The 25,197-nt window shown below is 70.4% G+C and carries 14 protein-coding genes; 6 read left to right on the forward strand and 8 right to left on the reverse strand.

Annotated elements, in window-relative coordinates; translation table 11 throughout:
- Positions 1–126 precede the first annotated feature (126 nt).
- From ACZ37P_RS19155 to ACZ37P_RS19170, 4 genes are all read right to left on the reverse strand, one after another.
- A complete protein-coding gene (locus tag ACZ37P_RS19155; RefSeq protein WP_467347602.1) occupies positions 127–1,560 on the reverse strand; it encodes a ricin-type beta-trefoil lectin domain protein in 1,434 nt (477 codons plus the stop codon).
- A 267-nt stretch (positions 1,561–1,827) separates the two neighbouring features.
- Complete coding sequence (locus ACZ37P_RS19160; protein ID WP_391160642.1) at positions 1,828–6,111, reverse strand: discoidin domain-containing protein; 4,284 nt, start codon at positions 6,109–6,111, stop codon at positions 1,828–1,830.
- Between the two features lie 373 nt (positions 6,112–6,484).
- Positions 6,485–6,856, reverse strand: coding sequence for an STAS domain-containing protein (locus tag ACZ37P_RS19165; RefSeq protein ID WP_355347690.1), 372 nt, complete (start codon positions 6,854–6,856; stop codon positions 6,485–6,487).
- 235 nt (positions 6,857–7,091) lie between these two features.
- A complete protein-coding gene (locus ACZ37P_RS19170; protein WP_355347693.1) occupies positions 7,092–7,598 on the reverse strand; it encodes a MarR family winged helix-turn-helix transcriptional regulator in 507 nt (168 codons plus the stop codon).
- 203 nt (positions 7,599–7,801) lie between these two features.
- Between ACZ37P_RS19170 and ACZ37P_RS19175 the strand changes: the two genes are divergently transcribed.
- Entirely contained in the window at positions 7,802–8,980 is a 1,179-nt protein-coding gene (locus ACZ37P_RS19175) for a PP2C family protein-serine/threonine phosphatase (protein ID WP_355347696.1), read from the forward strand.
- Between the two features lie 67 nt (positions 8,981–9,047).
- Here the strand turns inward: ACZ37P_RS19175 and ACZ37P_RS19180 are convergent, their stop codons facing one another.
- Positions 9,048–10,262: an FUSC family protein gene (locus ACZ37P_RS19180; protein ID WP_355347699.1), complete on the reverse strand. Its 1,215-nt coding sequence runs from the start codon at positions 10,260–10,262 to the stop codon at positions 9,048–9,050.
- A 231-nt stretch (positions 10,263–10,493) separates the two neighbouring features.
- On the opposite strand from ACZ37P_RS19180, the gene ACZ37P_RS19185 reads away from it, so the two are divergent.
- The 3 genes from ACZ37P_RS19185 (at position 10,494) to ACZ37P_RS19195 (ending at position 17,030) form a co-directional block, all read left to right on the forward strand.
- On the forward strand, positions 10,494–12,659 hold the full coding sequence (locus ACZ37P_RS19185; RefSeq protein WP_467347605.1) for an NPCBM/NEW2 domain-containing protein: 2,166 nt from the start codon (positions 10,494–10,496) through the stop codon (positions 12,657–12,659).
- A gap of 329 nt (positions 12,660–12,988) precedes the next feature.
- The gene (locus tag ACZ37P_RS19190) at positions 12,989–15,136 is read left to right on the forward strand and encodes a discoidin domain-containing protein (RefSeq protein ID WP_467347698.1); all 2,148 of its coding nucleotides are present in this window, start codon (positions 12,989–12,991) and stop codon (positions 15,134–15,136) included.
- 397 nt (positions 15,137–15,533) lie between these two features.
- Positions 15,534–17,030: a hydrolase gene (locus tag ACZ37P_RS19195; protein ID WP_467347606.1), complete on the forward strand. Its 1,497-nt coding sequence runs from the start codon at positions 15,534–15,536 to the stop codon at positions 17,028–17,030.
- A 42-nt stretch (positions 17,031–17,072) separates the two neighbouring features.
- On the opposite strand, the gene ACZ37P_RS19200 is transcribed toward ACZ37P_RS19195, so the two are convergent.
- The 3 genes from ACZ37P_RS19200 to ACZ37P_RS19210 form a co-directional block, all read right to left on the reverse strand.
- Positions 17,073–19,214 (reverse strand): SpoIIE family protein phosphatase, encoded by a 2,142-nt coding sequence (locus ACZ37P_RS19200; RefSeq protein WP_391050727.1) that lies wholly within the window; start codon positions 19,212–19,214, stop codon positions 17,073–17,075.
- Between the two features lie 313 nt (positions 19,215–19,527).
- Positions 19,528–20,046, reverse strand: coding sequence for a hypothetical protein (locus ACZ37P_RS19205; RefSeq protein WP_467347608.1), 519 nt, complete (start codon positions 20,044–20,046; stop codon positions 19,528–19,530).
- A 772-nt stretch (positions 20,047–20,818) separates the two neighbouring features.
- Positions 20,819–21,007, reverse strand: coding sequence for a hypothetical protein (locus tag ACZ37P_RS19210; protein ID WP_355347712.1), 189 nt, complete (start codon positions 21,005–21,007; stop codon positions 20,819–20,821).
- A gap of 718 nt (positions 21,008–21,725) precedes the next feature.
- Here ACZ37P_RS19210 and ACZ37P_RS19215 point away from each other — a divergent pair.
- Entirely contained in the window at positions 21,726–22,553 is an 828-nt protein-coding gene (locus ACZ37P_RS19215; RefSeq protein WP_467347609.1) for a peptidoglycan-binding domain-containing protein, read from the forward strand.
- A gap of 414 nt (positions 22,554–22,967) precedes the next feature.
- On the forward strand, positions 22,968–25,148 hold the full coding sequence (locus ACZ37P_RS19220; RefSeq protein ID WP_467347610.1) for a hypothetical protein: 2,181 nt from the start codon (positions 22,968–22,970) through the stop codon (positions 25,146–25,148).
- Positions 25,149–25,197 lie beyond the last annotated feature (49 nt).

The following is a 25,197-nucleotide window of genomic DNA, read 5'->3' on the forward strand; positions in this document are numbered from 1 at the left end:
CCTCCCTCCCCCCCCCCCCCCCCCCCCCCCCCCCCCCCCCCCCCCCCCCCCCCCCCCCCCCCCCCCCCCCCCCCGGGACCGGTCGATTCGCCTGTCCGCTCAGCTAGCGCTCAGCGGACGCGCGGGTCACGAAGGCAGCGTCCACTGCTGGTTCGCGCCGCCCGCGCAGGTCCAGATCTGGAGCCGGGTGCCGTTGGCGGAGCTGGGCCCGGTCGCGTCCAGGCACTTGCCCGAGCCGGTGTTGACCAGGGTGCTGCCGCTGCGGGTCCACTTCTGGGCGGCCGTGCCGTTGCAGTCGTAGAGCTGCACCTGGCTGCCGTTGGCGGTGCCCGCCGCGGCCACGTCCATGCACTTGCCGAGGGCCTGGAGCGAGTTGTCGCTGCCGACCGTCCAGTTCTGCGCGGTGGTGCCGTTGCAGTCGTAGAGCTGGACCGCCGCGCCGTTGGCGCTGCTCGCGGAGGCCACGTCCACGCACTTGTTGGCGTAACCGGACCGGATCGGCCCGGTGGTGCCGCCGGTGGGCGGCGGAGTGGTGCCGCCGCCGGTGATGGCGTTGAAGATGCTGGAGAACTGGTACTGCGACTGGGGTGTGCCGCTGCACGAGTCCGACAACTGGCCGTTGGTGGCGCATGCCTTGTCACGGCCGAGCGACCAGAAGGACAGCTCCTGGATGCCGTTGTTCTTCGCGAAGGTCTCCAGCGACTGCGCGTTGGCGGTCGAGAAGACCTCGTTGGTCGAGTCGTTCACCCCGATCATGGGGGTGTTGCCCTCCATCGCCCAGAGCTGCGCGGAGGTCTTGGTGTTCCAGATGGCGCCGAGCTGGCTGTGCAGCGCGGTGGCCGCGCTGATGGCCGCCTGGCCCATGTCCATCGACGGCCCGTAGTCCATCGTCATGATGTTGACGAGGTTGACGTTGAGGCCGTTGCTCTTGGCGTTGTTCAGCAGGCTGAGCGAGTTGGACTCCAGGCCCGTGGGGTTGACCGGGAGCGTGTAGTCGATGTCGAGCTTCTTGCCGGCCGCCGCGTACTCCTGCTGGAGCTGCGCGAGGGCCTGGTTGCGCCGGTCGTTGGCGGTGGTGTTGTTGAGCGCGCCGCCCTCGATGTCGAAGTCGAGGCGGGTCAGGTTGAGTCCGTCGATCACGCGCTTGTACTGGGTCTTGAGCGCGGCGACCGACGTACAGGAGATGCCGATCTCGGTGCCGCCCGCGCCGCCGAAGGAGGCGATGACATCGCCGCCGCCGGACCGCAGGGTGTTGATGGCCGACGTCCAGCTCGCGTCGGTGACCGAGGTACTGCCGTTGAAGGTGGCGTTGCAGCCGCCGCCGTCGATGACGAACGCGAGGGTGAAGTACTTCAACCCGGTGGCGTTCTTCACCGCCGCCAGCGCCGACGGGGAGTTCCAGACCTCGGCGTAGGGCGCCGCGTACTGCGCGGGGAAGCCGGGGCCCGGATTGGCCGCGGCCTGCGCCGGAGCGCCCGCGGCCAGCAGCAGTCCCGCCGCGAGTGCGGGGACGGCGGCGAGTGCGGTCAGCGCCTTGAGCCGAATGCGCGGTCTGTTCATGGGGGGAGACCTTCCGGTAGCGGACAGCCGGACCCGCGCACCCGGATCGGTTCTGATCCGTGAACGGCGGACTCCGACATGACTGAGGGCGCATCGGCGAAGGTAGGACTAGACCAATGCCACGTCAAGCCCTCACGTTCACCAACTGAAGACAACCGCACGCCTTTTGCTCTCCAACCCCGCCCGTGAACGCATGCGGGAGGTGCCCGCGTTCGAGAGCCGAACGCGGACACCTCCCAGCTGACGGCCGCTCCTCAGCGGCTGCCCTTAGTTGTTGACCTTGATGGTGAAGGTCGAGGTGGTGTTCTTGATGTCCTGGAAGTTGTCGCTCAGGTGCAGACCGTTGAAGGTGACGGAACCAACGGCCGGTCCCTGACCGGCCTCCGGCAGCTCATTGGCCCACAGACCGAATCCCGACTTCGCGTCGTACGCGTCACCGCTCTTGTGGGCACCGGTGATCGAGATGTTGGTCAAGATGGTGTCCGTGATCGGGAACTGCGGCTGACCGCCCACGTAGTTGGTCTGGAACATGATGCCGCTGTACGTCGGATCGGTGATGTCCACATCGCTGATGCGGATTCCCTGGAACACCTTCGAGGCCGAGAACAGCCAGATGGCGGGGAAGGTCTGGCCGTTCCAGAAGTGACCGCCCGTTCTGGCGAGCGACACGTTCTGGATGTTGGTCGGCACGGTTCCGAAGCCGTTCATCGCGTAACCGAAGTCCAGCGAGCTGACGGTGATTCCGGAGTAGACCAGGGTGTCCGCGATGTAGATGTTCCGGAAGGTGTTGTTGTACCCGCCGTACACCGCGACGCCCGCCGCGCGCCAGGTCAGCAGCGACGTCAGGTTCTCGAACACGTTGTTCTTCTCGTCCGCGCCGCCGGCGTCGATGGCGGAGAACAGCGCGAAGCTGTCGTCACCGGTCGCCCGCGACTCGTTGTTGAAGACGTGGTTGTCCGTGGAGCCGTTCGTCATGTTGACGCCGTCGGCGAACGTGTCACGGATACGGGAGTTGCTGATCACCATGTTGTCGGTGTTGGCACCCCAGTACATGCAGACCGTGTGCTCGACCCAGATGTTGTCGATGGTCATGTTGGCCACGTTGGAGAGGTCGAAGACCTTTCCGGGACCGTCGATGCGCGAGGTGTAGTTGCCGAAGAACGCGAATCCGGAGAACGTCGTCCCGTTGGCGGTGGCGTCCGCGCGGAATCCGGCGTCGGTGTTCGACTGGTCGGCCGGAGTGCGGAAGCGGGTGAACCACGGACCGGCGCCGATCACCTTGATCGACCGGCCGTAGACCTGGAACTTCTGGGCGGTCGAGTAGTCACCGGTCGGCAGGTAGACGCCGAGCTTGGTGGTGTCCTGTCGCGCCGCGTCCAGGGCGTTCTGCACGTCCTGCTGGGTGAAGCCGGCCGGCACGACGTACTTCGTCGGGTCCGGGTTCGGGATCACCGTGGCCTGCTCGGTGTTGATGAAGTCGATCGCGTACGTGCTGGTGTTCGCGGCGTCCTTCTGGAGCTTGATCGTGCTGCCCGCCGGGACGGTCGTCCCGAGCAGCAGGTTGGCCTCGTCGTAGATGTGACGGGGGCCGCCCGCACCCGGGCTGTTGCCGGGGCCGGTCTCGTTGCCGTACAGCCAGGCGTACTTGGACGTCAGGTCGATGGCCTTGAGGAACGTGCCGTTGACGTAGACGTTCAGGTTGGAGTTGATGCCGTCGCCGCCCGCGGCGTCCGGGATGGAGTAGCGGACCACCAGCGTGTTGGTGCTGGCGCGGGTGGTGAAGGACACCGACTGCCCGGTGGAGTTGAGCGTCACCGCCTTGCGGCCGGACGCCTCGCCCGCGATGTCGCCGACGGTCCGGTTGGGACCGACGACCTGGGCGCCGCCGCCGAGCACGCCGTCCTCGGCCTCGTACGAGTCGTACGGCATGTTGGCGCCGCGACCGACGAAGAAGGACAGGGTGCTGGTGTTGTTGGCCTGCTTGGTCGCCACCTCGTTGGCGTCGACGGCGATCACCGTCTTCACGGTGTACTTGCCGTTGACCGCGGTCCAGCTACCCAGGTTGATCGGGCTGGTGGTCGCTCCGGCCGCGATGGCGCCGCTGTAGGAGCCGGTCAGCGTCTTGATGACACTGCCGGTGGTGGCGTCGGCCAGGGTGAGCGTGACGTTGTGCGCGCCGCTCGCCGAGGCCACGGTGCCCTGGTTCTTGATGGCCACCGAGAAGTTGACGTTGTTGCCCGCCGACGGGTTGCCCGGCGACCAGGCGACCGGCGAGGCCACCAGGTCGGAGGTGTCGACCGGCTTGACCACCAGGGCGGTGGGGTTGGTGTAGCTGTTGTTGGTCTCGTTCTGCTCGACGACCTTGTTGGACTCGTCGACCTTGGCGGTGAGCTGGTAGCTGCCCGCGTCCTTCGCGCCGATGTTGGCGGTCACGACGCTGCTCGCGCCCGCGGCCAGCGCGCCGACGGTGCCGGTGCCGACCTTGGTGGTGCCGAGGTAGAAGTTGACGTCGGTGGAGGCCGCCGCGTCGGTGCCGATGTTCTTCACCGTCGCGCTGAGCGTGATCGGGTCGGTCTCGATCGGCGAGGCGGGCGAGGCCGTCAGGGAGCTGACGGTCAGATCGGGGTTGGGCCCCGGTACGCCGATGACCTGGAACTCGGCCGCCTGGCCGCCGCCCGCACCGGTGTTGGAGCTGAAGGTGAGGCGCACGTCAGCGACCCGGCCGGAGACCGGGATCGTCACCGAGTTGCCGGTGGACGGGCTGAAGTTGTACGCGGTCGCGGGCGAGAGCTGGGTGAACGTGCTCGCGCTCTGCTCCCGGCCGGAGACCGCGATGGTCTGGGTCCGGTTGCCCCACGAGGCGTCGGGGTTGAGCTTGACCACCACGGAGCTGGTGTCCACGTTGGAGCCCAACGAGACGGTCAGGGTGCTGGTGCCGCTGCCTTCCCAGTACGTCGACAGGCTGTCGTCGTTGGCGTTGGCGGCGACGAAGTTCTGCACGGTGGCGGACGCGACGATCGGCTTGCCGACCGCCAGGTTCGTACCGCCGACGCTGGTGCCGTTGCGGGTCACCGTGTTGCTGTTCGCCGACTCGTTCCCGGCCGCGTCCTTGGCCCGTACGAAGTACGAGACGGTCGCGGTGTCGGGCTGGCTGTCGGTGTAGGTCAGCACGTTGGCCGCGGTGGTGGCGATCTGGCTGCCGTTGCGGAAGACCTCGTAGCCGGTGACACCGACGTTGTCGCTCGACGCCGTCCAGGTCAGCTTGATCTGGCCGGAGGCGGGCTGGGTGTACGCCAGGCTGCCCGGTGCGGTCGGCGCCTGCGTGTCACCCGAGGTGCCGGTGCGCGTCACGGTGTTGCTGTGCGCCGACTGGTTGCCCGCCGCGTCCTTGGCGACCACGTAGTACGCCACGGTCGCGGTGTCGGGCTGGCTGTCGGTGTACGTCAGCACGTTCCCGGCCACCGAGGTACGCAGCGCGCCGTTGGCGTACACGTCGTAGCCGGTGACGCCCGTGTCGTCGGTGGAGGCGCTCCAGGTCAGCTTGACCTGGCCGGACGCGGGCTGGGTGTACGCCAGGTTGGCGGGCGCGGTCGGCGCGGTGGTGTCACCGGTCGTCGGCCCGTACACCTCGAACTCGGATATCTGGCCCGCGGGCCAGCCGGTGTTGCCGGTGATGTTCAGCCGGACGTACCGGGTCGTCGTCGAGTTGAAGTTGATGGTCACCGTGTTGGCCGACGACGGGTTGAAGGAGTAACCCGCCGAGGCGACGATGTCGGTGAACGTGGTGCCGTTGGTGCTGCCCTGGACGGCCAGGGTCTGCGTGCGCGTCGACCAGCTCGTGGCCGGCGGCAGCTTCAGCACGACCTGGTTGACCGCCACCGCGGAGCCGAGGTCGACCCGGAGCCACTGCGGGAAGGCGTTGTTGGAGCTCTCCCAGTACGAATTCGCGTCACCGTCAACGGCGTTGCCCGAGCCGTAGACGTCCGCGTGGCTGGACTCCGCGGTCGGCTTGCCCTTGGCGAGGTTGACCGTCGAGGCCGCGGCGGCCTGCGCGGTGATCTCGGAGAGCTGGGCGGAGGACCCGGCGGAGTTCCCGGTCACCTCGGCGCGCACGTAGTGCGCCATGGAGGCCGGGAAGGAGATCTTGACGGTGTTGCCGGTCGACGGGCTGAAGGTGTACTTCGCCGAGCCGACCAGGGTGTTGAAGGTCTCGCCGTCCTCGCTCGCCTGGATCGAGAGCGTCTCCGACCTGGACTTCCACCCCGAGGGGACCTTCAGCCGCACCTGGTCGATGCGGGTGGTGCGGCCCAGGTCGATCTGCGCCCACTGCGGCAGGGACTTGCCCGAACTCTGCCAATAGGTGTTCTGGTCGCCGTCGTTGAGGTGGGCGGCGCTGTTCTTGCCGCTGGTGCTACTGACCGAGACCGCGCTGTCGGTCGCCGGACTTGGCTCTCCCGATGCCATGGCGGGAAGAGCGGACCCGCCCAGGAGCAGCAGGCTCGTCGCGGTCACCCCCGCCATCAGCCGTGGGATGGAGCGCTTCGTTCTCATAGCGTCCCTCTATGTCGTGTCCGGCGCTTCGTCGCGACCGGAGCGGTGGGAGGTTCAGGAGACGGACTATCCGAAACGTGCGGGTTGAGCATATGAAGTTGCGCTCTTCCCATGCAGATCCATCGTTGTTCTGCGAAAAATTTGCGTTTGTGTTGGCAGAGTGTTACAGACGCGCTACGGCGGCGTCTACGCCTCGGAAGGCAACGATTCATGCCATGGCAAAGCCAGTTGGCGGACCTGCCGGTTTCCGGACATGCCTGAGCGCCCGCGCGTGGGCGGGTCGGGTGACAGTGGGTACGCGTGAGAGCGGTCTCACGTCACAGCGGGTTCGCCCCCGTGCTTCAGGGGAAGGCGCGCAGTGCGGCGCCGAGCGTTACGCGCGGTCGTCGGAGCCGGCCAGCGCCTCTTCGACGGAGTCACGGACGGCCAGCACCATCGGCAGTCCGACCAGGCCGAAGAGCCGGGCGACGAAGGGAGAGGGAGCGGCGAGCCACAGGCGACCGGGGCCAAGATCGACATCGGCCCGCAGCAACTCGTTCACCGTGGAGGAGTCACAGAAAGTGACCTGCGACAGATCGAGCACCACGCGGGGCGCGTCGTCGCGCCTGGCCGCGGCCAGCGCAGCCCGCAGCGGCTCCAGGGTTTCCAGGTCGAGCTCGCCGCGCAAGGCGAGGACCAGCGCGGTCCCGGCCCGGCGGACGGCCACCTCGACCGGTCTCCCGGCACCCTCTCCGCCACCGCTCACAGCGCTTCCTTCACTCTCTGCCGCACCGGCGGCCGTACGAGGCGTTCCGTCGCCCCCGTGCTGCCCGACATGCGCAGTCACGCGAGCCACCCTAGTAAGATCGTTGCCACTTGACAACAATATCCATCGGACAAGAGTCTGTGCCGACGCACACGTGTTCGTGTCACGGCATGGGTGCGGGTCGGGATGCGAGTGCGCGGGCGACAGCGCCCGGGGCGGGGAGCGGTGCGTGATGCTAGGCGGAGTCCGCCGCACGGCGTGCGGGGTCGGCGGTGGTCGCACCGGGTACGGCCGCACCGGCGGCGGCACGGCGGAAGGCCGTCAGTCCCTCGGCGAGCGCCGCCAGCTCGTCCGGCGCCATCCGGCCCAGCACGGCCTTCACCTCGCGGGCCCTGAAGTCGCGGAATTCGGCGAGTGCCGCGTGCCCGCGCCGGGTCAGCCGCAGTTCCACCTCGCGGCGGCTGGTCGGGCTCGTCTGCCGGTCCACCAGACCGACCGCCTCCAGCCGGTCGCAGAGCCTGCTCACCGAGGACGGCCGCGATCCCAGCGCGTCGCCCAGTGTCCGCAGATTGGCGCCCTCGTACTGTTCGATCGCGAACAGCGCCCGCACCTGCGACGGTGACAGGGGGCCGGACGGTGCGGCCTCCTGGCCTCTCCCCCACAGGACCTCCAGCAGTTCCGACACAGCACTGGCTTCATGAGCGACCTGCTCATGGCGGTGAGGCGGAACGATGTGGGGCACCTGGCCACTGTGCCACTGACGACGGCGGTTTGTCAGCCCGCGCCTCCCCGCACGGGCCCCCTGCCACCCGCCGCGCCCCACCTCGTCACCCCGCCCTCACCTCGGCCGCCGTCCCCGACCCCCCTTCACCGCCGCCGTCCGTCAGCACCGCTTCAGCCCCCCACCCGCCGTCTCTCCCACCGATCGCAAAGGCTGTCCCGCCCGTGACGAACTTCCTGGCCGTAGAACGCGCTCTGCGCTCCGCGGCTCCCTACGCTCTGCTGGACACCGCGCGCACCGCGCTGGCCGAGCACTACGGCACGGTCTCGGCCGACCTGCTGCTGGCCGACTACAGCACCACGGTGCTCCAGTCGGTCGACGTCTCGGCGCCCGCCAGGCTCTCGCTGCCGGTGCACAACACCCCGCAGGGCAGGGCGTTCGGCAGCCAGCAGCCGGTGGAGCAGCGCGCGGGGCGGGACGGCGAGGTCACCGTGCATCTGCCGGTCACCGTGCGCGGCGACCGGCTGGGCATCCTCACGGTCGTGCTGCCCGCCGACCGGCACGCCGTGCAGGGCGTCGGCGAGCTGGCCGAGGTGGCGGAGCTGCTCGGACGCGAACTGGTGGTCGCCGAGCGGGACACCGACCACTATCTGATCGCGCGCAGGGCCACGCGGCTCACCCTGGCGGCCGAGATGCAGTGGGAGCTGCTGCCGGGCCGCGCCTTCGCCCGGCCCGAGTACGCGCTCGGCGCCCAGCTGGAGCCCGCCTACGCCATCCACGGCGACAACTTCGACTGGTCGGCCAGCCCGGACACCCTGACCCTGGCCATCACCAACGGCATGGGCGCGGGCATCGACGCGTCCCTGCTGACCAGCCTGGCCGTCAACGCGCTGCGCAACGCGCGCCGGGCGGGCATCGGCATCGCCGACCAGGCCGCGCTCGCCGACCAGGCGCTGTGGTCGCGCTACCGCGGCGCCGCCCACGTCGCCACGCTGCTGCTCTCCTTCGACGTGCCCAGCGGTGTGGTGCAGGTGGTGGACGCCGGGTCGCCCCGGCTGTGGCGGCAGCGCGGCAAGACCGTCGAGCGGGTGGCATTCGACGAGCAGCTGCCGCTCGGGATGTTCGAGGAGACCCTGTACGTGGCCGAGGAGTTCCAGGTGCTGCCCGGCGACCGGCTGCTGTTCGCCAGCGACGGCGTCTACGCCACGTACTCCCCCGAGGGCGACGCGTACGGCGACCGGGCGCTGATCCGCGGCTTGTCGGCGACCAGTCTGCTGCCCGCCGCCGACGTGCCGGGCGCGGTGCTGCGCGAGCTGCCCGACTACCGGGGGCACGAAGCGGACGACGACGCGCTGGTGGTCTGCCTCGACTGGTTCGGCCCGCAGGAGGAGACCGGGGCCTGAGCCGTACGGTCGTATACGGTCGCCGCGCACGTCAGCCGTACGTTGACGCGAGCTCGCGCGCCGGCCGTCAGCGCAGGACCGCACGGGCGGCGCCCAGCCGCTTCTTGATCATGTGCAGCCAGGGGTGCCGGTCGCTCTGCTCGCGCGAGTAGCGATCCAGCTCCTCCACCAAACGCTCCGACCGCTTCTCGACGGCCAGCTCGTCCAGGATGCGGTCGACCTCGGCCAGCAGCGCGCCGTGCAGCTGCCACTGCCGGGGGTGCTCGCGCACCTTGGCGAGCAGCAGCTGGGCGGTCCTGTCACGGCTGGCCGTGCTGTCGGTGAGGGCCTGCGCCAGCTGCTCCTCCGCCGACTGCGCGTTGGCCGCGACCTGGGTGGTGATCAGTACGGCGAAGCTCTCGATCGCGTGCGCCACGTGGTCGAACAGCTCCTCCAGTTCGACGGCGACGTCGTCGGGGAACAGCGACTCCTCGGTGCGGTGCTTGGCGAGGTCGGTGAGCGTCCTGGACAGCACGCGCAGCACCACCGCGCAGATCTCCAGGGTGTCGAGCCCCGTCCGCAGCACGATCCGGGAGAGCACGCCCTCGCGGACCCGCGGATTCCACCGCAGGCTGTCCTCCGCCTGCCGCAGCGAGGCGTCGACCTCGACGATGTCGTGGTCGACGCGGCGCGCCTCGTGCAGCCGGGCGGCGGCGCGCTCGACGGGGAGGTGTCCGGCCAGCTCGCCGCCCATGTCGCGGAAGAGGGCGCCCATCCGGCGGGACAGCGACTCGATGGAGCCGCCCGCGGACTGCACCCAGACCGGCGGCGCGAACAGCAGGTTGAACAGCAGGCCGACGCCCGCGCCGATCAGCGTCTCCAGCACCCGGTCCCACGCGGTGTCCGCGACCCGGGTCACGCCGAGGACGAGCATCGCGCTGATCGCGACCTCGGGCACGAACTCGCCGACCCGTACGACGCGGCCGATCAGCAGCGCGCTGAAGATCGTCAGACCCAGGCTCCACCAGCTCAGCCCGACCAGCGCGCTGAAGCCGATGGCGATCAGGACGCCGACCACCACCGAGTTCACCCGCCGGATGCCGGTGGTCAGCGTGGAGTAGAGGGTGACCTGGACGACCAGCAGAGCCGTCAGGGGCGCGGTCAGCGGGGCGGGCTGCGGGGTGAGCTGGACGGCGGCGACATAGGCGATGACGGCCGCGGCGGTGGACCTGAGGGTCTGGGCCGCGGCCGGTTCCGTGGTCCACCGGACCAGCTTGACCATGGGTTCTGGTACGTCGGGCATCCCGTGCACGTTCCCGCTCTCGGCGATCTCAGTGGTCCGGGCCCACCCTAAAGTCGATCTCCTCCGGAACGGCCGGTGGCGCGCCTCGTACGGTCATTCGGGATTGGCGCACGGCACTTCGGGGTTCACCGCACCGCGCTTATTGACATGCTCACGCTGCACCGCTGAAATGTGGTTGCTTTCGTTCGACCCCGTTGGATTGTGCGCCATTGAAATGACTCGGAGCCGCACATGCCGCACGAACGACACACCAAAACACACCACCTCCGGCAGCGTCTCGCGGCCTCGGCCGCGTCGCTCACCCTCGTCGCCGGGGCGGGAGCCGGACTCACCGCACTGGCCGCGACCGCCGCCGTGACCGCTCAGATCGCCGCCGCACCACCGGCCGCGGCCCTCGACAACGGCCTGGCCCTGACCCCGCAGATGGGTTTCAACAACTGGAACTCCACCGGCTGCGGGTCCCAGTTCAACGAGGCGATGGTCAAGGGCATCGCCGACCTCTTCGTCTCCCAGGGCCTCAAGGCCGCCGGATACACCTACGTCAACCTGGACGACTGCTGGGCGCTGCCCAGCCGCGACGCCTCGGGCAACCTCGTCGCCGACCCCGTGCGCTTCCCCGACGGCATCAAGAACGTCGCCGACTACGTCCACTCCAAGGGGCTGAAATTCGGCCTCTACTCCTCCGCGGGCACCAAGACCTGCAACAGCGCGGGCTTCCCCGGCGGCCTCGGCCACGAGCAGCAGGACGCCAACCTGTGGGCGTCCTGGGGCGTGGACTACCTCAAGTACGACAACTGCAACAACAACAACGTCGACGCGCAGCAGCGCTACAAGGCGATGGGCGACGCGCTGAAGGCCACCGGCCGGCCGATCCTCTACAGCATCTGCGAATGGGGCTCCAACCAGCCGTGGAACTGGGCGCCCGCGGTCGGCAACTCCTGGCGTACGACCGGGGACATCAGCGACTCGTGGTCCAGCATGATCAACATCGCGCACCAGAACCAGCAGCTCGCGCCGTACGCCAAGCCCGGCGCGTGGAACGACCCGGACATGCTGGAGGTCGGCAACGGCGGCATGACCGACACCGAGTACCGCACCCACTTCAGCCTCTGGTCGGAGATGGCCTCGCCGCTGCTGATCGGCAGCGACATCAGGACCGCGTCCGCCGCCACGCTGACGATCCTGAAGAACGCCGACGTGATCGCGGTGGACCAGGACCCGTTGGGCAAGCAGGGCTCGGTGGTCTCCTCCTCCGGCGGGCTCGTGGTGATGTCGAAGCCGCTGGCCAACGGCGACCGCGCGGTGACGCTCACCAATGAGAACGCCTCCGCCCAGACCGTCAGCACCACCGCGCAGGCCGTCGGCGTCGGCGGCGCGTCCTCGTACGCGCTCAAGGACCTGTGGTCCAAGGCGACATCGAGCACCGGCGGCACGATCAGCGCGTCGGTGCCCGCGCACGGCACGGTGATGTTCCGGGTCACCCCGGGCAGCCCGGTGCCGCCGCCGACCGGGCTCAACGAGCTGAGCGACCTGTCGTGGACCTCGGCGGTGAACGCCTGGGGTCCGGTCGAGCGCGACCACAGCAACGGCGAACAGGCCGCGGGCGACGGCAGGACGATCACCATCGGCGGGACCACGTACGCGAAGGGACTCGGGGTGCACGCGCCCAGTGACATCTCCTACTACGTCGGCGGTCTGTGCGGAAAGCTGACCGTGGACGTCGGGGTGGACGACGAGGTGGGGAGCAACGGCTCGGTGGACTTCCAGATCTACCGCGACTCCACCCTGGTCGCCGACAGCGGGACCCGTACGGGCAACGACGCGGCGGCGCACCTGACCGCCGACCTGACCGGAGGGACGACGCTGCGGCTGGTGGCCACCGACGCGGGCGACGGCATGAACTACGACCACGCCGACTGGGCCGACGCCAAGATGGCCTGCGGCAAAGGCCCTTCGGCCGGCACGCACGCCCTCAGCGACCTCAACTGGTCGTCGGCGGTGAGCGGTTGGGGCCCGGTCGAGCGCGACCGCAGCAACGGCGAACAGGCCGCGGGCGACGGCAGGACGATCACCGTCGGCGGCACCACGTACAGCAAGGGGCTGGGCGTGCACGCGGCCAGCACGGTCGTCTACTACCTGGGCGGCGGGTGCTCCTCGGTCACCGCCGACGTGGGGGTGGACGACGAGGTCGGCAGCAAGGGCTCGGTGGACTTCCAGATCTACCGCGACTCGACGCTGGTCGCCGACAGCGGGGTGGTGACCGGCAGTGACACGGCCCGGCATCTGACGGCCGCTCTGGGCGGCGGTACGGAGCTGCGGTTGGTGGTCACCGACGGCGGCAACGGCAACGACTCCGACCACGCCGACTGGGCGGGGCCGGTACTGACCTGCGGCTGACGCGCAGGACTGGACCAATCATGGCGGCGGAGATTTTTCTCCGCCGCCATCGCCATGTTCACCGTCTCAAGCTCTTGCACACAGCGACAAGCCGCTTAACTCCCTTATCGGGACGAGTGGTTCGTTGACCCTTCGGGTGTCGACATCAAGGCGGACCCGAGTGAATTCGCGGGGCGAATCTCGTTCACTTTCTTGACGTGTCAGCAACAGCGCCGTAATCATCGCAGCATTCAGAGAGCGCTCTCTCGCTCGGCGACCAATCAGGAGACGCCGTGATCGGCAACCCCCCACAGACCCTTCCGTCCCCCACGACACGATTCCCCAGATCGCTGATCTTCGCCTTCGTCGCGGCCCTCGTCGCGACGCTCGCGCTGGCGGTCTCACAGACTCCGGCCAAGGCCGCGGGCACCCTGCTCTCGCAGGCGAAACCGGCCACCGCCTCCTCCACGGAGAACGCGGGCACGCCCGCGTCGGCCGCGGTCGACGGCGACCTCGGCACCCGCTGGTCCAGCGCGGCGGCCGACCCGCAGTGGCTCCAGGTCGACCTCGGCGCCACGTCCACCCTCTCCCAGGTGGTGCTCAACTGGGAGACGGCGTACGCGAAGGCGTACCAGATCCAGGTCTCGGCCAACGGCACGACCTGGACGAACGTCTACAGCACCACGACCGGCGCCGGTGGCACCGAAACCCTCGACGTCACCGGCTCCGGACGCTACGTCCGGATCAACACCACGGCGCGCGCCACCCAATACGGCGTCTCGCTCTGGGAGTTCAAGGTCTACGGCTCCACCGGCACGGGCAACGCGGCCTGCGGTACGGCCAACTCCGCGCTGAACAAGCCCGCGACGGCCTCGTCCACGGAGAACGCGGGCACTCCCGCGTCGGCCGCGGTCGACGGCAACATGGGCACCCGCTGGTCCAGCGCGGCGGCCGACCCGCAGTGGCTCCAGGTCGACCTGGGCAGTTCGCAGAACGTCTGCGGTGTCCAGTTGAGCTGGGAGACGGCGTACGCGAAGGCGTACCAGATCCAGGTCTCGGCCAACGGCACGACCTGGACGAACGCCTACTCCACCACCACGAGCCCCGGCGCGACCGAGCTGATCACCCTGACCGGCACCGGCCGTTACGTCCGGGTCTACACCACCGCGCGCGCCACCCAATACGGCGTCTCGCTCTGGGAGTTCCAGATCTTCACCGGTGGCGGCGGCAGCACGACCCCGCCGACCACTCCCCCCACCACACCCCCGACCACACCCCCCACCACACCCCCGACCACCCCGCCCACCACGCCGCCGGGCGGCGCGGTCCTGCTGTCGTACAACAAGCCGGCCTCCGCCTCGACCTACCAGAACGCCAATAGCTGCGTCGGCTGCACGCCGGCCAAGGCGTTCGACGAGGACCCGGCCACCCGGTGGGCGACCAGCGACACCAACGGCTGGGTCGACCCCGGCTGGATCAGCGTCGACCTGGGCGCGACCGCGCACATCACGCAGGTCGTCCTCCAGTGGGACCCGGCCTACGCGACCGCGTACCAGATCCAGGTCTCGCCGGACAACACCAACTGGACGAGCATCTACTCCACCACCACCGGCAAGGGCTTCAAGGAGACCCTGAACGTGGACGGCACCGGCCGCTACGTGCGGATGTACGGCACCGCGCGCAGCAACGGCTACGGGTACTCGCTGTGGACCTTCGACGTCTACGGCACCGGCGGCAACCCCACCGCGCCGCCCGCCCTGCCGCCCGACCCGGGCAACCCCACGCACCTGGTGTGGAGCGACGAGTTCAACGGCGCCGCGGGCACCAAGCCGGACACCGGTAAGTGGACCCAGGACATCGGCGGCGGGCAGAACGGCGAGCTGGAGTACTACACCAACGGCGACAACACCTCGATGGACGGCAACGGCAACCTCGTCATCGAGGCCAGGAAGGAGAACGTCCAGGGCCACCAGTACACCTCGGGCCGGATCAACACCTCGGACCACTTCAACTTCACCTACGGCCACGTCGAGGCGCGGATCAAGGTGAGCGGCACGCAGGGTCTGTGGCCCGCGTTCTGGATGCTGGGGTCCAACTTCAAGACGGGCACGCCGTGGCCCAACTCCGGTGAGATCGACATCATGGAGCACGTCGGCAAGGTCGCCGACTCCGTCTACTCCACGCTGCACGCCCCCGCCTACAACGGCGGAAACGGTTACGGGTCCCCGTACACCCTCGCGGGCAGCGACTTCGCCTCGGACTTCCACACCTACGCCGTGGACTGGGACTCCCACCACATGACGTTCTCGGTGGACGGCCACGCCTTCTTCACCGCCGACAAGGCGACGGTGGAGGCGACCAGGGGTCCGTGGGTGTACGACCACCCGTTCTACATCATCCTCAACAACGCGGTGGGCGGTGACTGGCCCGGAGCTCCCGACGCCACCACGGTCTTCCCGCAGCGCATGCTGATCGACTACGTGCGCGTGTCGCAGTAACCGCGACGCCGCGCCCGCCGCGGTAGGCGCGTCCGCCTCCCCGTATGTGATGACGGTTCACACGGGGAGGCGGACGTATGTCCGGGGCAGGGGGTTGCCGGACCGGGGGGTCGGGGGCCGGGGGGTTCGGGGATCGGGGGTTCGGGGACTGCGAACCGCGCTCCGGCGCACCGGCGCACCGGCGCACCGGCGCACCGGGCGGCAATGTTGTCAGGGTCGCGTCATGAGCCTAGAGTGACGCGCGGAGTTTCCGGCCCCCACCCACCGGACGCGCGCGGCGAGAGCCGACCGGCAGCATTCACCCGCTCGTAACACACGGCACATCAGTCACAGGTTCTACGCGCGCAGAATCATCTCCCGCACCCCCACTGACCGCCCCCCACCTGGAGGTTGACGGATGCTTGGAACCCGTGTGCCCCGCAGCCGTGTGCTGATCGGCGCGGCAGCCGCACTGGGCGCGATCGCGCTCGGCGCGGCCGGTATCAGCGGCGGCTCCGCTCAGGCCGCCCCCGGCGCCCCGGTCGCGCCGGCCGCGGCGACGACGCACCGCGTGCTCTTCGACAACACCAAGGCCGAGACGGCCGGGAACGCCGACTGGATCATCAGCACGAGCCAGCCCGACCCGCTCGGCCAGAACGCCAACCCCACCAAGGAGACGGACTGGACCGGCGCCTTCTCCGCCTGGGGCGTCGCGCTCCAGAAGGCGGGCGGGTACACCCTCAACACCCTGCCGTCCGGCCGCACGATCACCTACGGCAACAGCTCCAACGCCCAGGACCTCAGCAACTTCGACACCTTCGTGCTGCCCGAGCCGAACGTGAAGCTGAGCGCGGCCGAGAAGACCGCCGTGATGAAATTCGTGCAGAACGGCGGCGGGCTCTTCCTGATCTCCGACCACAACAACAGCGACCGCAACAACGACGGCTGCGACTCCCCCTGCGTCATCAACGACCTGCTGACCAGCAACGGGGTAGACAACACCGACCCGTTCGGCTTCTCCGTCGACCTGCTGGACATCAGCACCGACAATCCGCGGGCGATCAGTGACGCGTCCAACCCGGTGCTGCACGGCCCGTTCGGCAATGTGACGGGCAGCATCCTGCGCGACGGCACCACCTTCACCCTCAAGCCCGCCGACAATCCGAACGTCAAGGGGCTGCTGTACAAGACGGGTTCGTCCGGCAACACCGGCGCGTTCTTCGTCACCAGCACCTTCGGCAGCGGCCGGGTGGCGATCTGGGGTGACAGCTCACCCGCCGACGACGGCACCGGCCAGTCGGGCAACACCCTCTACAACGGCTGGGACGACCCGGCGGGCACCGACGCCGCGCTCGCGCTCAACGCGACGGCCTGGCTGGCGGGTTCGGGATCGGGCGGCACGACGCCGCCCACCACTCCCCCGACCACCCCGCCGACCGGCGGCACCTGCACCGCGCGCCAGCTCCTGGCCAACCCCGGCTTCGAGTCCGGCACTTCGTCGTGGACGGCGACCAGCGGCGTCATCAACAACAACGCGTCGCAGGCGGCGCACAGCGGCTCGTACAAGGCGTGGCTCGACGGTTACGGGACCGCCACCACGGACACCGTCGCGCAGTCGGTGACCATCCCGGCGGGCTGCGCCGCGAGTCTGAGCTTCTGGCTGCACATCGACACCGCGGAGACCGGCACCACCGCCTACGACACGCTCAAGGCGCAGGTCCTGAACTCCTCCGGCACCGTACTGAGCACCCTGGCCACGTACTCCAACGTCAACGCGGCCTCCGGCTTCCAGCAGCGCACCTTCGATCTGGGCGCGTACGCGGGGCAGACGGTCACCGTCAAGTTCACCGGGACCGAGGGCTCCAAGCTCCAGACCTCGTTCGTCATCGACGACACGGCGCTGAACGTGAGCTGAGCGCGGCCGCGGTACGGGCGGCCGGGTCCCGGGAGTGGGGGCTCAGCCGTCCGTACCGGTCTCGTCCGGGTCGAATTCGCACCAGACGGCCTTGCCGTCGCCGCGCGGCTCCACGCCCCAGCAGGCGGCGAGCGCGTCGATCATCAGCAGGCCGCGGCCCGAGGTGGCCGCCTCGCCGGGCGATCTGCGGCGCGGCCAGACGCTCGACCGGTCCTGGACCGACAGCCGCACCCGGCGTACCGGTTCCGGCAGCACCTCAAGGGTGAGGACGGCGCCGCCCTCGGTGTGCAGCAGTACATTGACCAGCAGCTCGCCCGCGGCGAGTTCCACGTCGTCGGCGAGGTCGGCCAGGCCCCAGTCGGTGAGCGCCTGCCGCAGGGCGGACCGGGCGTCGGCCAGGCCCTCGGGGTCGGCCTGGTGGACGTAGCTGTGCATCCGCGGGGCGCGCGGGGTGCCGGTGTCGGGGGCGCGGCGCAGGATCAGCAGCGCGACGTCGTCGCCCGAGCCCCAGCGCTCCCAGAGGTTCTCCGCGAGGTGGTCGGCGAGCGCCTCGGCGGGCTGCGGGCCGAAGTGCACCGCCTCGGCCAGCGCCTCCATACCGATGGTGATGTCCAGACCGCGCTCCTCGACCAGGCCGTCGGTGCAGAACACCAGCGTCTCGCCGGGCACCAGGTCGATCCGGGTCTCGGGGAACTCGTGCAGTTCCAGGGTGGTGGCCAGGCCCAGCGGCAGGCCGCCGCGCACATTCGGCCAGCCCGTACGCCCGTCCGTGTGCCGGATCAGCGGCCCGAGGTGGCCCGCGCGGGCGGCGGAGACGGAGCCGGTGGCGAGGTCGATCTGCGCGTAGGCGCAGGTGGCGAAGCGCTCGGTGTCCAGTTCCGCCAGGAAGCGGGAGGCGCGGGCGAGCACGGTGGACGGCGGGTGGCCCTCGGCCGCGTACGCGCGCAGGGCGATCCTGAGCTGGCCCATCACGGCGGCGGCGTGCGTGTCGTGGCCCTGCACGTCGCCGACGACCAGGCCGACCCGGTTCTGCGGCAGCGCGACCACGTCGTACCAGTCGCCGCCGACCTCCCGCCCGCTGCGCGCCGCGTGGTAGCGGACGGCGATCTCGGCGCCGTCGACGCGCGGGATGTGCCGGGGCAGCATCGCGGCCTGGAGGCCGGTGGCGAACTCCCGCTCCTGGTCGAAGAGGATCGCGCGCTGGAGGGACTGGGCCAGGATGCCCGCGAGCGTCATGTACAGCTCGCGGTCCTCGGGCCGGAATTCGGTGCGGTCGTGGTAGAAGAGCGCGAGGCCGCCGATGGAGCGGGCCTGGGCGACCAGCGGCAGGAAGGCCGCCGCGAAGTTGCTGTCGGAGTCGACGCCCGCGCCGGGCTTCATCTGGGCGCGCAGCAGCGGAAACTTCTCGGCCAGCGCCGGGAAGTCCGTGGCGAACCGCGGCTGCTGCGTGATGACGGCCTGGGTGAGCGGCAGCGAGTCGTCGAGCCGCCGCAGCCGCAGCCCCTCGTAGAAGGACATCTCCCGGCCGCTGAAGGCGACCACCTTGAGATTGCCGGTCTCTATCAGGCCGAGCGTCAGTCCGTCGGCGCCGAAGCGCTCCAGGCCGCCCGCGCCGGTGAGTACCGCGATGACGTCGTCGACCGTGACGGCCGTGGACAGCGCCTCGATCGTACGGCGCACGATCGAGGGCAGGCTGCGGCGCTCGTGCCGTGGCGGCGGGGTGCTGGGCGCGGGGGTCTGGGTCAGCTCGGCGGTCGCGTCCCTGACGATGCCCAGGACGCGGTACGCGTTGCCGAGGTCGTCGCGCAGGATGGCGCCCTGGGTGTGCGTCCACTGCTTGGCGCCGTCCCTGCGGGTGACCTGGAAGTATCCGCCGTAGCTGCGGCGGCCCGCTTGCAGGGCCCTGCGCAGCGCGATGTCGAGGCGGGCGCTCTCCTCCGGGGTCACCCGCAGCACCAGCGAGTCGATCCGGCCGTCGAATTCCTCCGGGCGCAGGTCGAAGACGTCCAGTCCCGCCTGGTCGAGGTCGAAGGTGCCGAGGTCGAGGTCCCAGTCGAAGGTGCCCATGCCGTTCATGGCAAGCCGCTCCCCGGGGCCGATCTCCGGGGCCGTCGGCAGACCCGTCGGGAAAGGCCCCACGCGGGGGTCGTAGCCGCCACCTGGGGGCCGCTTGCGTGCCGTCATGCACCTGCTCCGGGGTCGGGCGGCGGTCATCTGACCACATCCGCGAGGCGGGCCACACGGACCACCAGGATAGCTTTGGCATGATTTATTGCCATGAGGGACATTATCCAGCGTCCCACATTCCGCCACGGGGCCGCGCTTCCGCCGTCTGGGCGGCTCGTGCAGGCCGCTCGTACGGGCCGCTCGTACGGGCCGCTCGTACGGGCCGCTCGTACGGGCCGCTCGTGCAGGACTCAGTCGGGGCTCCGTGGGGATGCGCGTCAGGTGCGCGTGGACGACCGCGCGAGGGAGCCTCGCGGGCGGCGGTACGCCGTCAGCCGCGGGCGGCGCGTCGGCGGCGGACGACGAGCACGCCCGCGGCGGCGACCAGGACGCCGCCCGCCAGGATCTCCCGCGGGTTCGGGGCGGACACATCGCCGCCGAGGCCGGTTCGCACCGCGCCGGTGGGCTTCGTACCGGTGGACGTCGTACCGGCCGCGACGGTCAGCGCGGCGGTGCCCCGCTGGCTTCCGCAGGTGAAGGTCACGACGTACCGCGCGCCGGGCTTGGCCTCGCCGTCCACCGTGGCGGTGGCGACCTGCCCCGGCCCGTCGCCCTTGCCGAGGGTCACGTCGCCGAAGAGCGCCGGGGCCGAGGCGGTCGCCCGGCCGGCGCAGTCGGTGGCCGTGAGGGTGACCTTCCCGCCGGGCACGACCGTGGTCGGCGAGACGCCGAAACCGAAGGACGTGAGGTCGGAGTCGGCCCGCGCGGCGGGTGCGGCCAGGGCCAGCGCGAGCGCCGTCCCCGCGACGAGGGCGGCCGTTGTCCGTCCGGGGGCACGTCCAGAGCGCATGCGGTCTCTCCACGCACCGGGGCGGTCTGGCGACCGCTCATGGGGGGACCGGCACGCTCCCCACCCAACCCGGCGCCGTCGCTGTCCGCCTTCCCTGCTGCCGCCTCCGGCCGCCCGATTCCTCCCAACCCCCGTACCGCCGCGCCTCCTTGCCCTCGCCCGCCCCGTCCCCGGCCTCCGACCCATCCGGGTGACACCCCACCCCGTCGGCCGGGCGGCACCCCCAAACACCCGATGGGCCATTCGGCCGCCGTCCCCGCACCGCGCGGAACGCGGTTCCCCAAGGCCGCCGCGAGGTGCCCTGGCCCTGCGCAAGGCAGTGTCGTGAGGGGCCCGCGGCCGCGTTCGATGTGCGGCTGCCGCCGCGGGGGGCGCGACCAGCCACGACGCCCCCGCACGTCACCACCCGTCCCGAAGGGGCATTCTGGTCGTCCCCGGACCACCCGCCGGTGGGGGCCGGTCGCGCAGTTCCCCGCGCCCCTACGGGGCACGTCCCGGCCCGGATCGGTGAGCCGATCCCTCCAGGGGCCCGGCGCCGCGTTCGATGTGCGGCGCCGCCGCGCGGGCGCGACCAGCCACCACGCTCCCGCACCTCACCACCCGCCCCGAAGGGGCATTCCGGTCGTCCCCGGACCACCCGCCGGTGGGGGCCGGCCGCGCAGTTCCCCGCGCCCCTACGGGGCACGTCCTGGCCCGGAGCGGCTGCCGCCGCGTGGGCGCGACCAGGCACGACGCCCCCGAAGGTCACCGCCCGCCCCTGAGGCGGGAGCCGTCAGGCGGTGGGGGCTAGGACGGACAGGACGACGAGGCCGGGCCGGGAGCGGGCCGGGGCAGGTGGACCGACCGCGGGAAAGCGGTCGACCAGGGCATCGAAGACGCGATACGCGCTGGCCTCGTCGCGCGCGGTGATCAGGACGTGCACCACACCAGGTTCCCGAAGGTCTTCCCAGTCCTCTGCCATCACCGGCTCCTTCCGCCGTGGATCGGTCCCCCGGACAGACAACGCGCCGTGGGCGCGCAGTTGCGGGCGCCGGCGCGGTTCACTCCCACGGGAGCGCGCGCGGGGGCGTGCGGCATAGGCGCGCGATGACCGGGTACGTGTCGTGTCCAGTCGGCGAGGATCACGAAGAGGCCCTCGCCAGGACCTTCGGAGGCAGCGATGACCAACCCCGTGCCCGAGCCCTTCCCGACGCCGGGGCCCGATCCGTTCCCGTCGCCGGTGCCCGGTCCCACCCCCGGCCCGGGTCCGGTCCCGGTGCCGGATCCGACGCCGACACCTCCGGGACCCGAGCCGGTGCCTCCCGGCCCGGCGCCCGACCCGGTGCCGCCGACGCCTGAGCCGAGTCCCGCGCCGCCCCCGCCGCCGCCGTCGATGTACTGAGCACCGCCGCCGCACCGCCGGTCGCCGGGCCGGACGCGCAGCAGAAACGATAATTCTGCCGCGTCGGGCCCGGCCGCGGGCGACAACCGTGGATCACGCACGGTGCCGCTGCGCCTGTTGATACGAAAGAGGGGACGCCGAGGGACCGGTTCGGCCCGTCGGCTCCCCGATGGCTCACCCTTGTCCGCGGATGTCAAGGCCCCCTTGGCGGGGCCACCTTGTTACCGCACCCTGGGGTGCGGGAGTTTTCGCGGGTGGGGATGATCCGGCAGTGGCGTGAGTGAAACCGGTGATGGACATGGAAGACGACAGAGCGGGGCGGCGGGCAGCGGACGGGGAGCGTCGGTACCGGCCGGACCGCGCGGCGACGGCGGTGGCGGCACCCGAGTCCCGAGGCGGCGGCCAGGAGCCGCCGGATGTGATCGACGTGGTGTTCTCCGTGCCGGGGCCCGAGGACACCGGCCGCGCGGCGGCCGCAGGACCCGGTGGCGGGCCCGGCCGACGTGAACGGCTGCGCGAGCGCCCGCTGTTGCTCGGCGCCGTGTCCATCGCCGCGGTCGCGGTGGCGGCGGTGATCGCCTGGCAGGTGTGGCCGCAGTCGCCCGGCGCGACGGCGCCCGACCGGCCGGCTCCCCCGCCCTCCAGCACCCGGCCGCTGACCAGCGGCGGGATATCCGGCCACGCGGCCGGACCGCTGCCCTCGACCGGCGGCCACACTGGCCGGGCCCCGGCGCCCGACGGCGATCCGACCCGTCGGGCCACGCCACCGGCCCGGCCGTCAGCGATGCCCGGAAGCGGCACGGAAACCGGGACCGGGCATGGGAACGGCTCCCCCGCGCCGGGGCCGAGCGTGACCGGCGCACCGCCCACCACCGCCCCCAGCGACTCCCCCGCGCCGAGCGCCACGGCCCCAACTCCCCGCACGCTCCAGGCGGGTGACAGCGGATCGGATGTGACCGATCTTCAGCGGCTGCTGTTCGCGCAGGGATTCACCTATGTGTCGCCCACCGGGGTGTACGACGACGCCACCGTGCGCGGTGTGACGCAGATTCAGCGGGACCGCGGAATCACCTGTGACCCCACGGGTGTCTATGGCCCCTGTACTCGCGCCGCATTGGCCCCGTAACCGCTTTCCGCACGGTCTCGCCCCGGTACGCCCCCGCTGTGCGCCTTATACGCCCCGCGTATTCCCCTCGTTCTCCGGGAATTCGATTCGATCATTTTCCGGTCATTTTCCACCACGCGGACGATCGATCCTCACCACGGTCGAGAAAATCGTAAATCCGAGCGATGATTCATCATTCAGGTCGATAATCCTTTCGCGCCGTGCTCATGTCATTCAGAAAACTCGCAGGTGGGAAGGGTCGGGCAGGCGCGTCACGCCGTTCGGTTTCCCCTGCCTTCCGGCCACCTTCGCAGAATGGTCACAAGTCCTCCGCACCGTGCCCCACGATGGTCCCCGTAATTGCGGCCGGGATTCGGCCGCTGCCAGTAGGAAGACGCTGAGCCGATTCATGCCGTCTTCCGGGGGAGGAAAACTATGGGCAGAGCATTGCGTGCTGCCGCTCTGAGTTCAGCGGCGGTTCTCGTGGCCCTGGGGGTGGCACCGAGCGGGGCGCAGGCCGCGACACCGCCCCGTATCGATCTGAGGGTGCTGGTCGTCGACGACGGCGGACCGGCGACACAGGCCATCACCGCGGAACTCGACGGGGCGGGGACCCCGTACACGAGGATCGATCTCAACCAGGCGGGCCGACCGACCATCAACGCCGCCTACCTCAGCGACACCGTGAGCGGCCGGGCACGCGCCAAGTTCCAGTCGGTGGTGCTGCCCAACGACAACCCGTTCGGGGCGGGTTCCGCCGAGATGGCCGCACTGGCGGCGTACGAGACGGACTTCGGCATCCGCCAGGTGGACGCGTACACCTACGCGCAGCCCGGCGTCGGGCTGAACTACGCGCAGGATCCGGGGTACATCGGCCAACTCGACGGCATTCAGGGCCAGGTGACGGCGCAGGGCACCGCGGGCGACTTCGGTTACCTCAAGGGCGCGGTGCCCTTCGAGGACAACGACCCGAACGTGGCCGAGAGTTACGGCTTCCTCGCGACGCCGCTGGCGGCCCAGGCCGCCGGGGCGGCCTTCACCACGCTGGTCGACGCGCCGATTCCGGACAGTTCGGCGCGCGGTGTGCTGGTCGGGCAGTACAACCACGACGGGCGCAGCGAGTTGGTGCTGCCGTTCGTCTACAACCAGTACCAGCAGCAGTTCCGGCTGCTGGCGCGCGGGATCGTGGAGTGGATGACCCAGGGCATCCACCTCGGCGCCGACCGCAACTACTTCGAGGTGCAGGTCGACGACATCTTCCTGGCCGACGACCGGTGGAACACCACCCTCAACTGCACGCCCGGCGACGTGGACTGCCCGATCGGCACCGGTGAGGACACCGATCCGATCCGGATGACCGCGGCGGACGCGCAGTACGCCAAGCAGTGGTCGCAGGCGCACGGCCTCACCCTCGACTTCGTCTTCAACGGCGGCGGCAGCGAGGACTGGAAGGCCGACCACGACACCACCGTCGACCCGCTGGCCACCCAGCTCCTGGCCGACAAGAGCGCCTACCGCTGGGTCAACCACACGTATCTGCACCCCTTCCTCGGCTGTGTCCAGGACGTCAGCGTGGTGCCGTGGGTCTGCGGGACGGACGCCTCGGGGAATGTCCAGTGGGTCAGCAAGGCCGACATCACGGCCTCGGTGCAGGACAACCGCAACTGGGCCGCCTCGCACGGGCTGTCGCTGAACAACCAGGAGCTGGTGACCGGTGAGCACTCCGGGCTCAAGGTGCTGCCGCAGCAGCCGGTCGACAATCCGAACCTCGCGCCCGCGCTGACCCAGCTCGGCGTGAAGTACCTGGCCAGCGACAACTCCCGCGACCCGGGCCAGCGTCAGGTCGGTCCCGCGGTCACCGTGCCGCGCTTCCCGATGAACGTCTTCTACAACGCCGGTACGGCGCAGGAGGAGACCGACGAGTACAACTGGATCTACACCAGCTCCGCCCAGGGCGGCAGCGGCGCCTGCGCGACCTCGGGCAACTCCACCTGTCTGACCGCGCCGTTGGACACCGACACCGGCTACGCGTCGTACATCGTGCCGCTCGAGGCCAAGATCGACCTCGGGCACGTGCTGGCCAACAACCCGCGCCCGCACTTCATGCACCAGTCCAACCTCGCGGAGGGCCGCATCGCCTACCCGGTGCTGGAGCGCATCCTCAGCGACTACGCGTCGCTGTTCGCCGCCAGCACTCCGACCGTCAACCTGCGGACCTCGGACATCGCCACCGAGTTGCAGCGCAGGGCGGCGTGGGACACCGCGTGGAAGGGCGGCCAGGTGACCGCCTACCGGATCGGTGACGCGGTGACGGTCAACGCGCCGAGCGGTACGCAGATCACCGCGACGATGCCCGCCGGTACGCGACAGTCCCAACTGCTCGGCACGACCGCCTTCGGCACCTCCTACGCGGGCAAGGTGTCCGGCTGGACCACGCCCGGCGTGCTCCAGAGCAATGTGTCGCTGACGCTGCCGTCCGGCGCGGTGCCCGCGCTGGTCAACCTGAACGTCTCGCTCGGGCCGATCACGATCAAGGCTTCCGTCGGCCATCTGCCGGTGCCCAAGGGCGTCGCCAAGGCCGTGCCCGTGGGACCGGGCGACCACACCAGGAAGTAGCACAGGGAAGTGACCCACCCGCGGGCGGGGCGTACCCGGCCCCGCCCGC

The sequence above is a fragment of the Streptomyces sp. NPDC024632 genome, assembly GCF_055559175.1.

Bases quoted from the DNA above. Each gene is read 5' to 3' on its own strand.
- ACZ37P_RS19205 (WP_467347608.1), bottom strand. From the start codon at position 20,046: ATGCGCTCTGGACGTGCCCCCGGACGGACAACGGCCGCCCTCGTCGCG.
- ACZ37P_RS19195 (WP_467347606.1), top strand. From the start codon at position 15,534: ATGCTTGGAACCCGTGTGCCCCGCAGCCGTGTGCTGATCGGCGCGGCA.
- ACZ37P_RS19160 (WP_391160642.1), bottom strand. From the start codon at position 6,111: ATGAGAACGAAGCGCTCCATCCCACGGCTGATGGCGGGGGTGACCGCG.
- ACZ37P_RS19220 (WP_467347610.1), top strand. From the start codon at position 22,968: ATGGGCAGAGCATTGCGTGCTGCCGCTCTGAGTTCAGCGGCGGTTCTC.
- ACZ37P_RS19200 (WP_391050727.1), bottom strand. From the start codon at position 19,214: ATGACGGCACGCAAGCGGCCCCCAGGTGGCGGCTACGACCCCCGCGTG.
- ACZ37P_RS19210 (WP_355347712.1), bottom strand. From the start codon at position 21,007: ATGGCAGAGGACTGGGAAGACCTTCGGGAACCTGGTGTGGTGCACGTC.
- ACZ37P_RS19155 (WP_467347602.1), bottom strand. From the start codon at position 1,560: ATGAACAGACCGCGCATTCGGCTCAAGGCGCTGACCGCACTCGCCGCC.
- ACZ37P_RS19185 (WP_467347605.1), top strand. From the start codon at position 10,494: ATGCCGCACGAACGACACACCAAAACACACCACCTCCGGCAGCGTCTC.
- ACZ37P_RS19180 (WP_355347699.1), bottom strand. From the start codon at position 10,262: ATGCCCGACGTACCAGAACCCATGGTCAAGCTGGTCCGGTGGACCACG.
- ACZ37P_RS19215 (WP_467347609.1), top strand. From the start codon at position 21,726: ATGGAAGACGACAGAGCGGGGCGGCGGGCAGCGGACGGGGAGCGTCGG.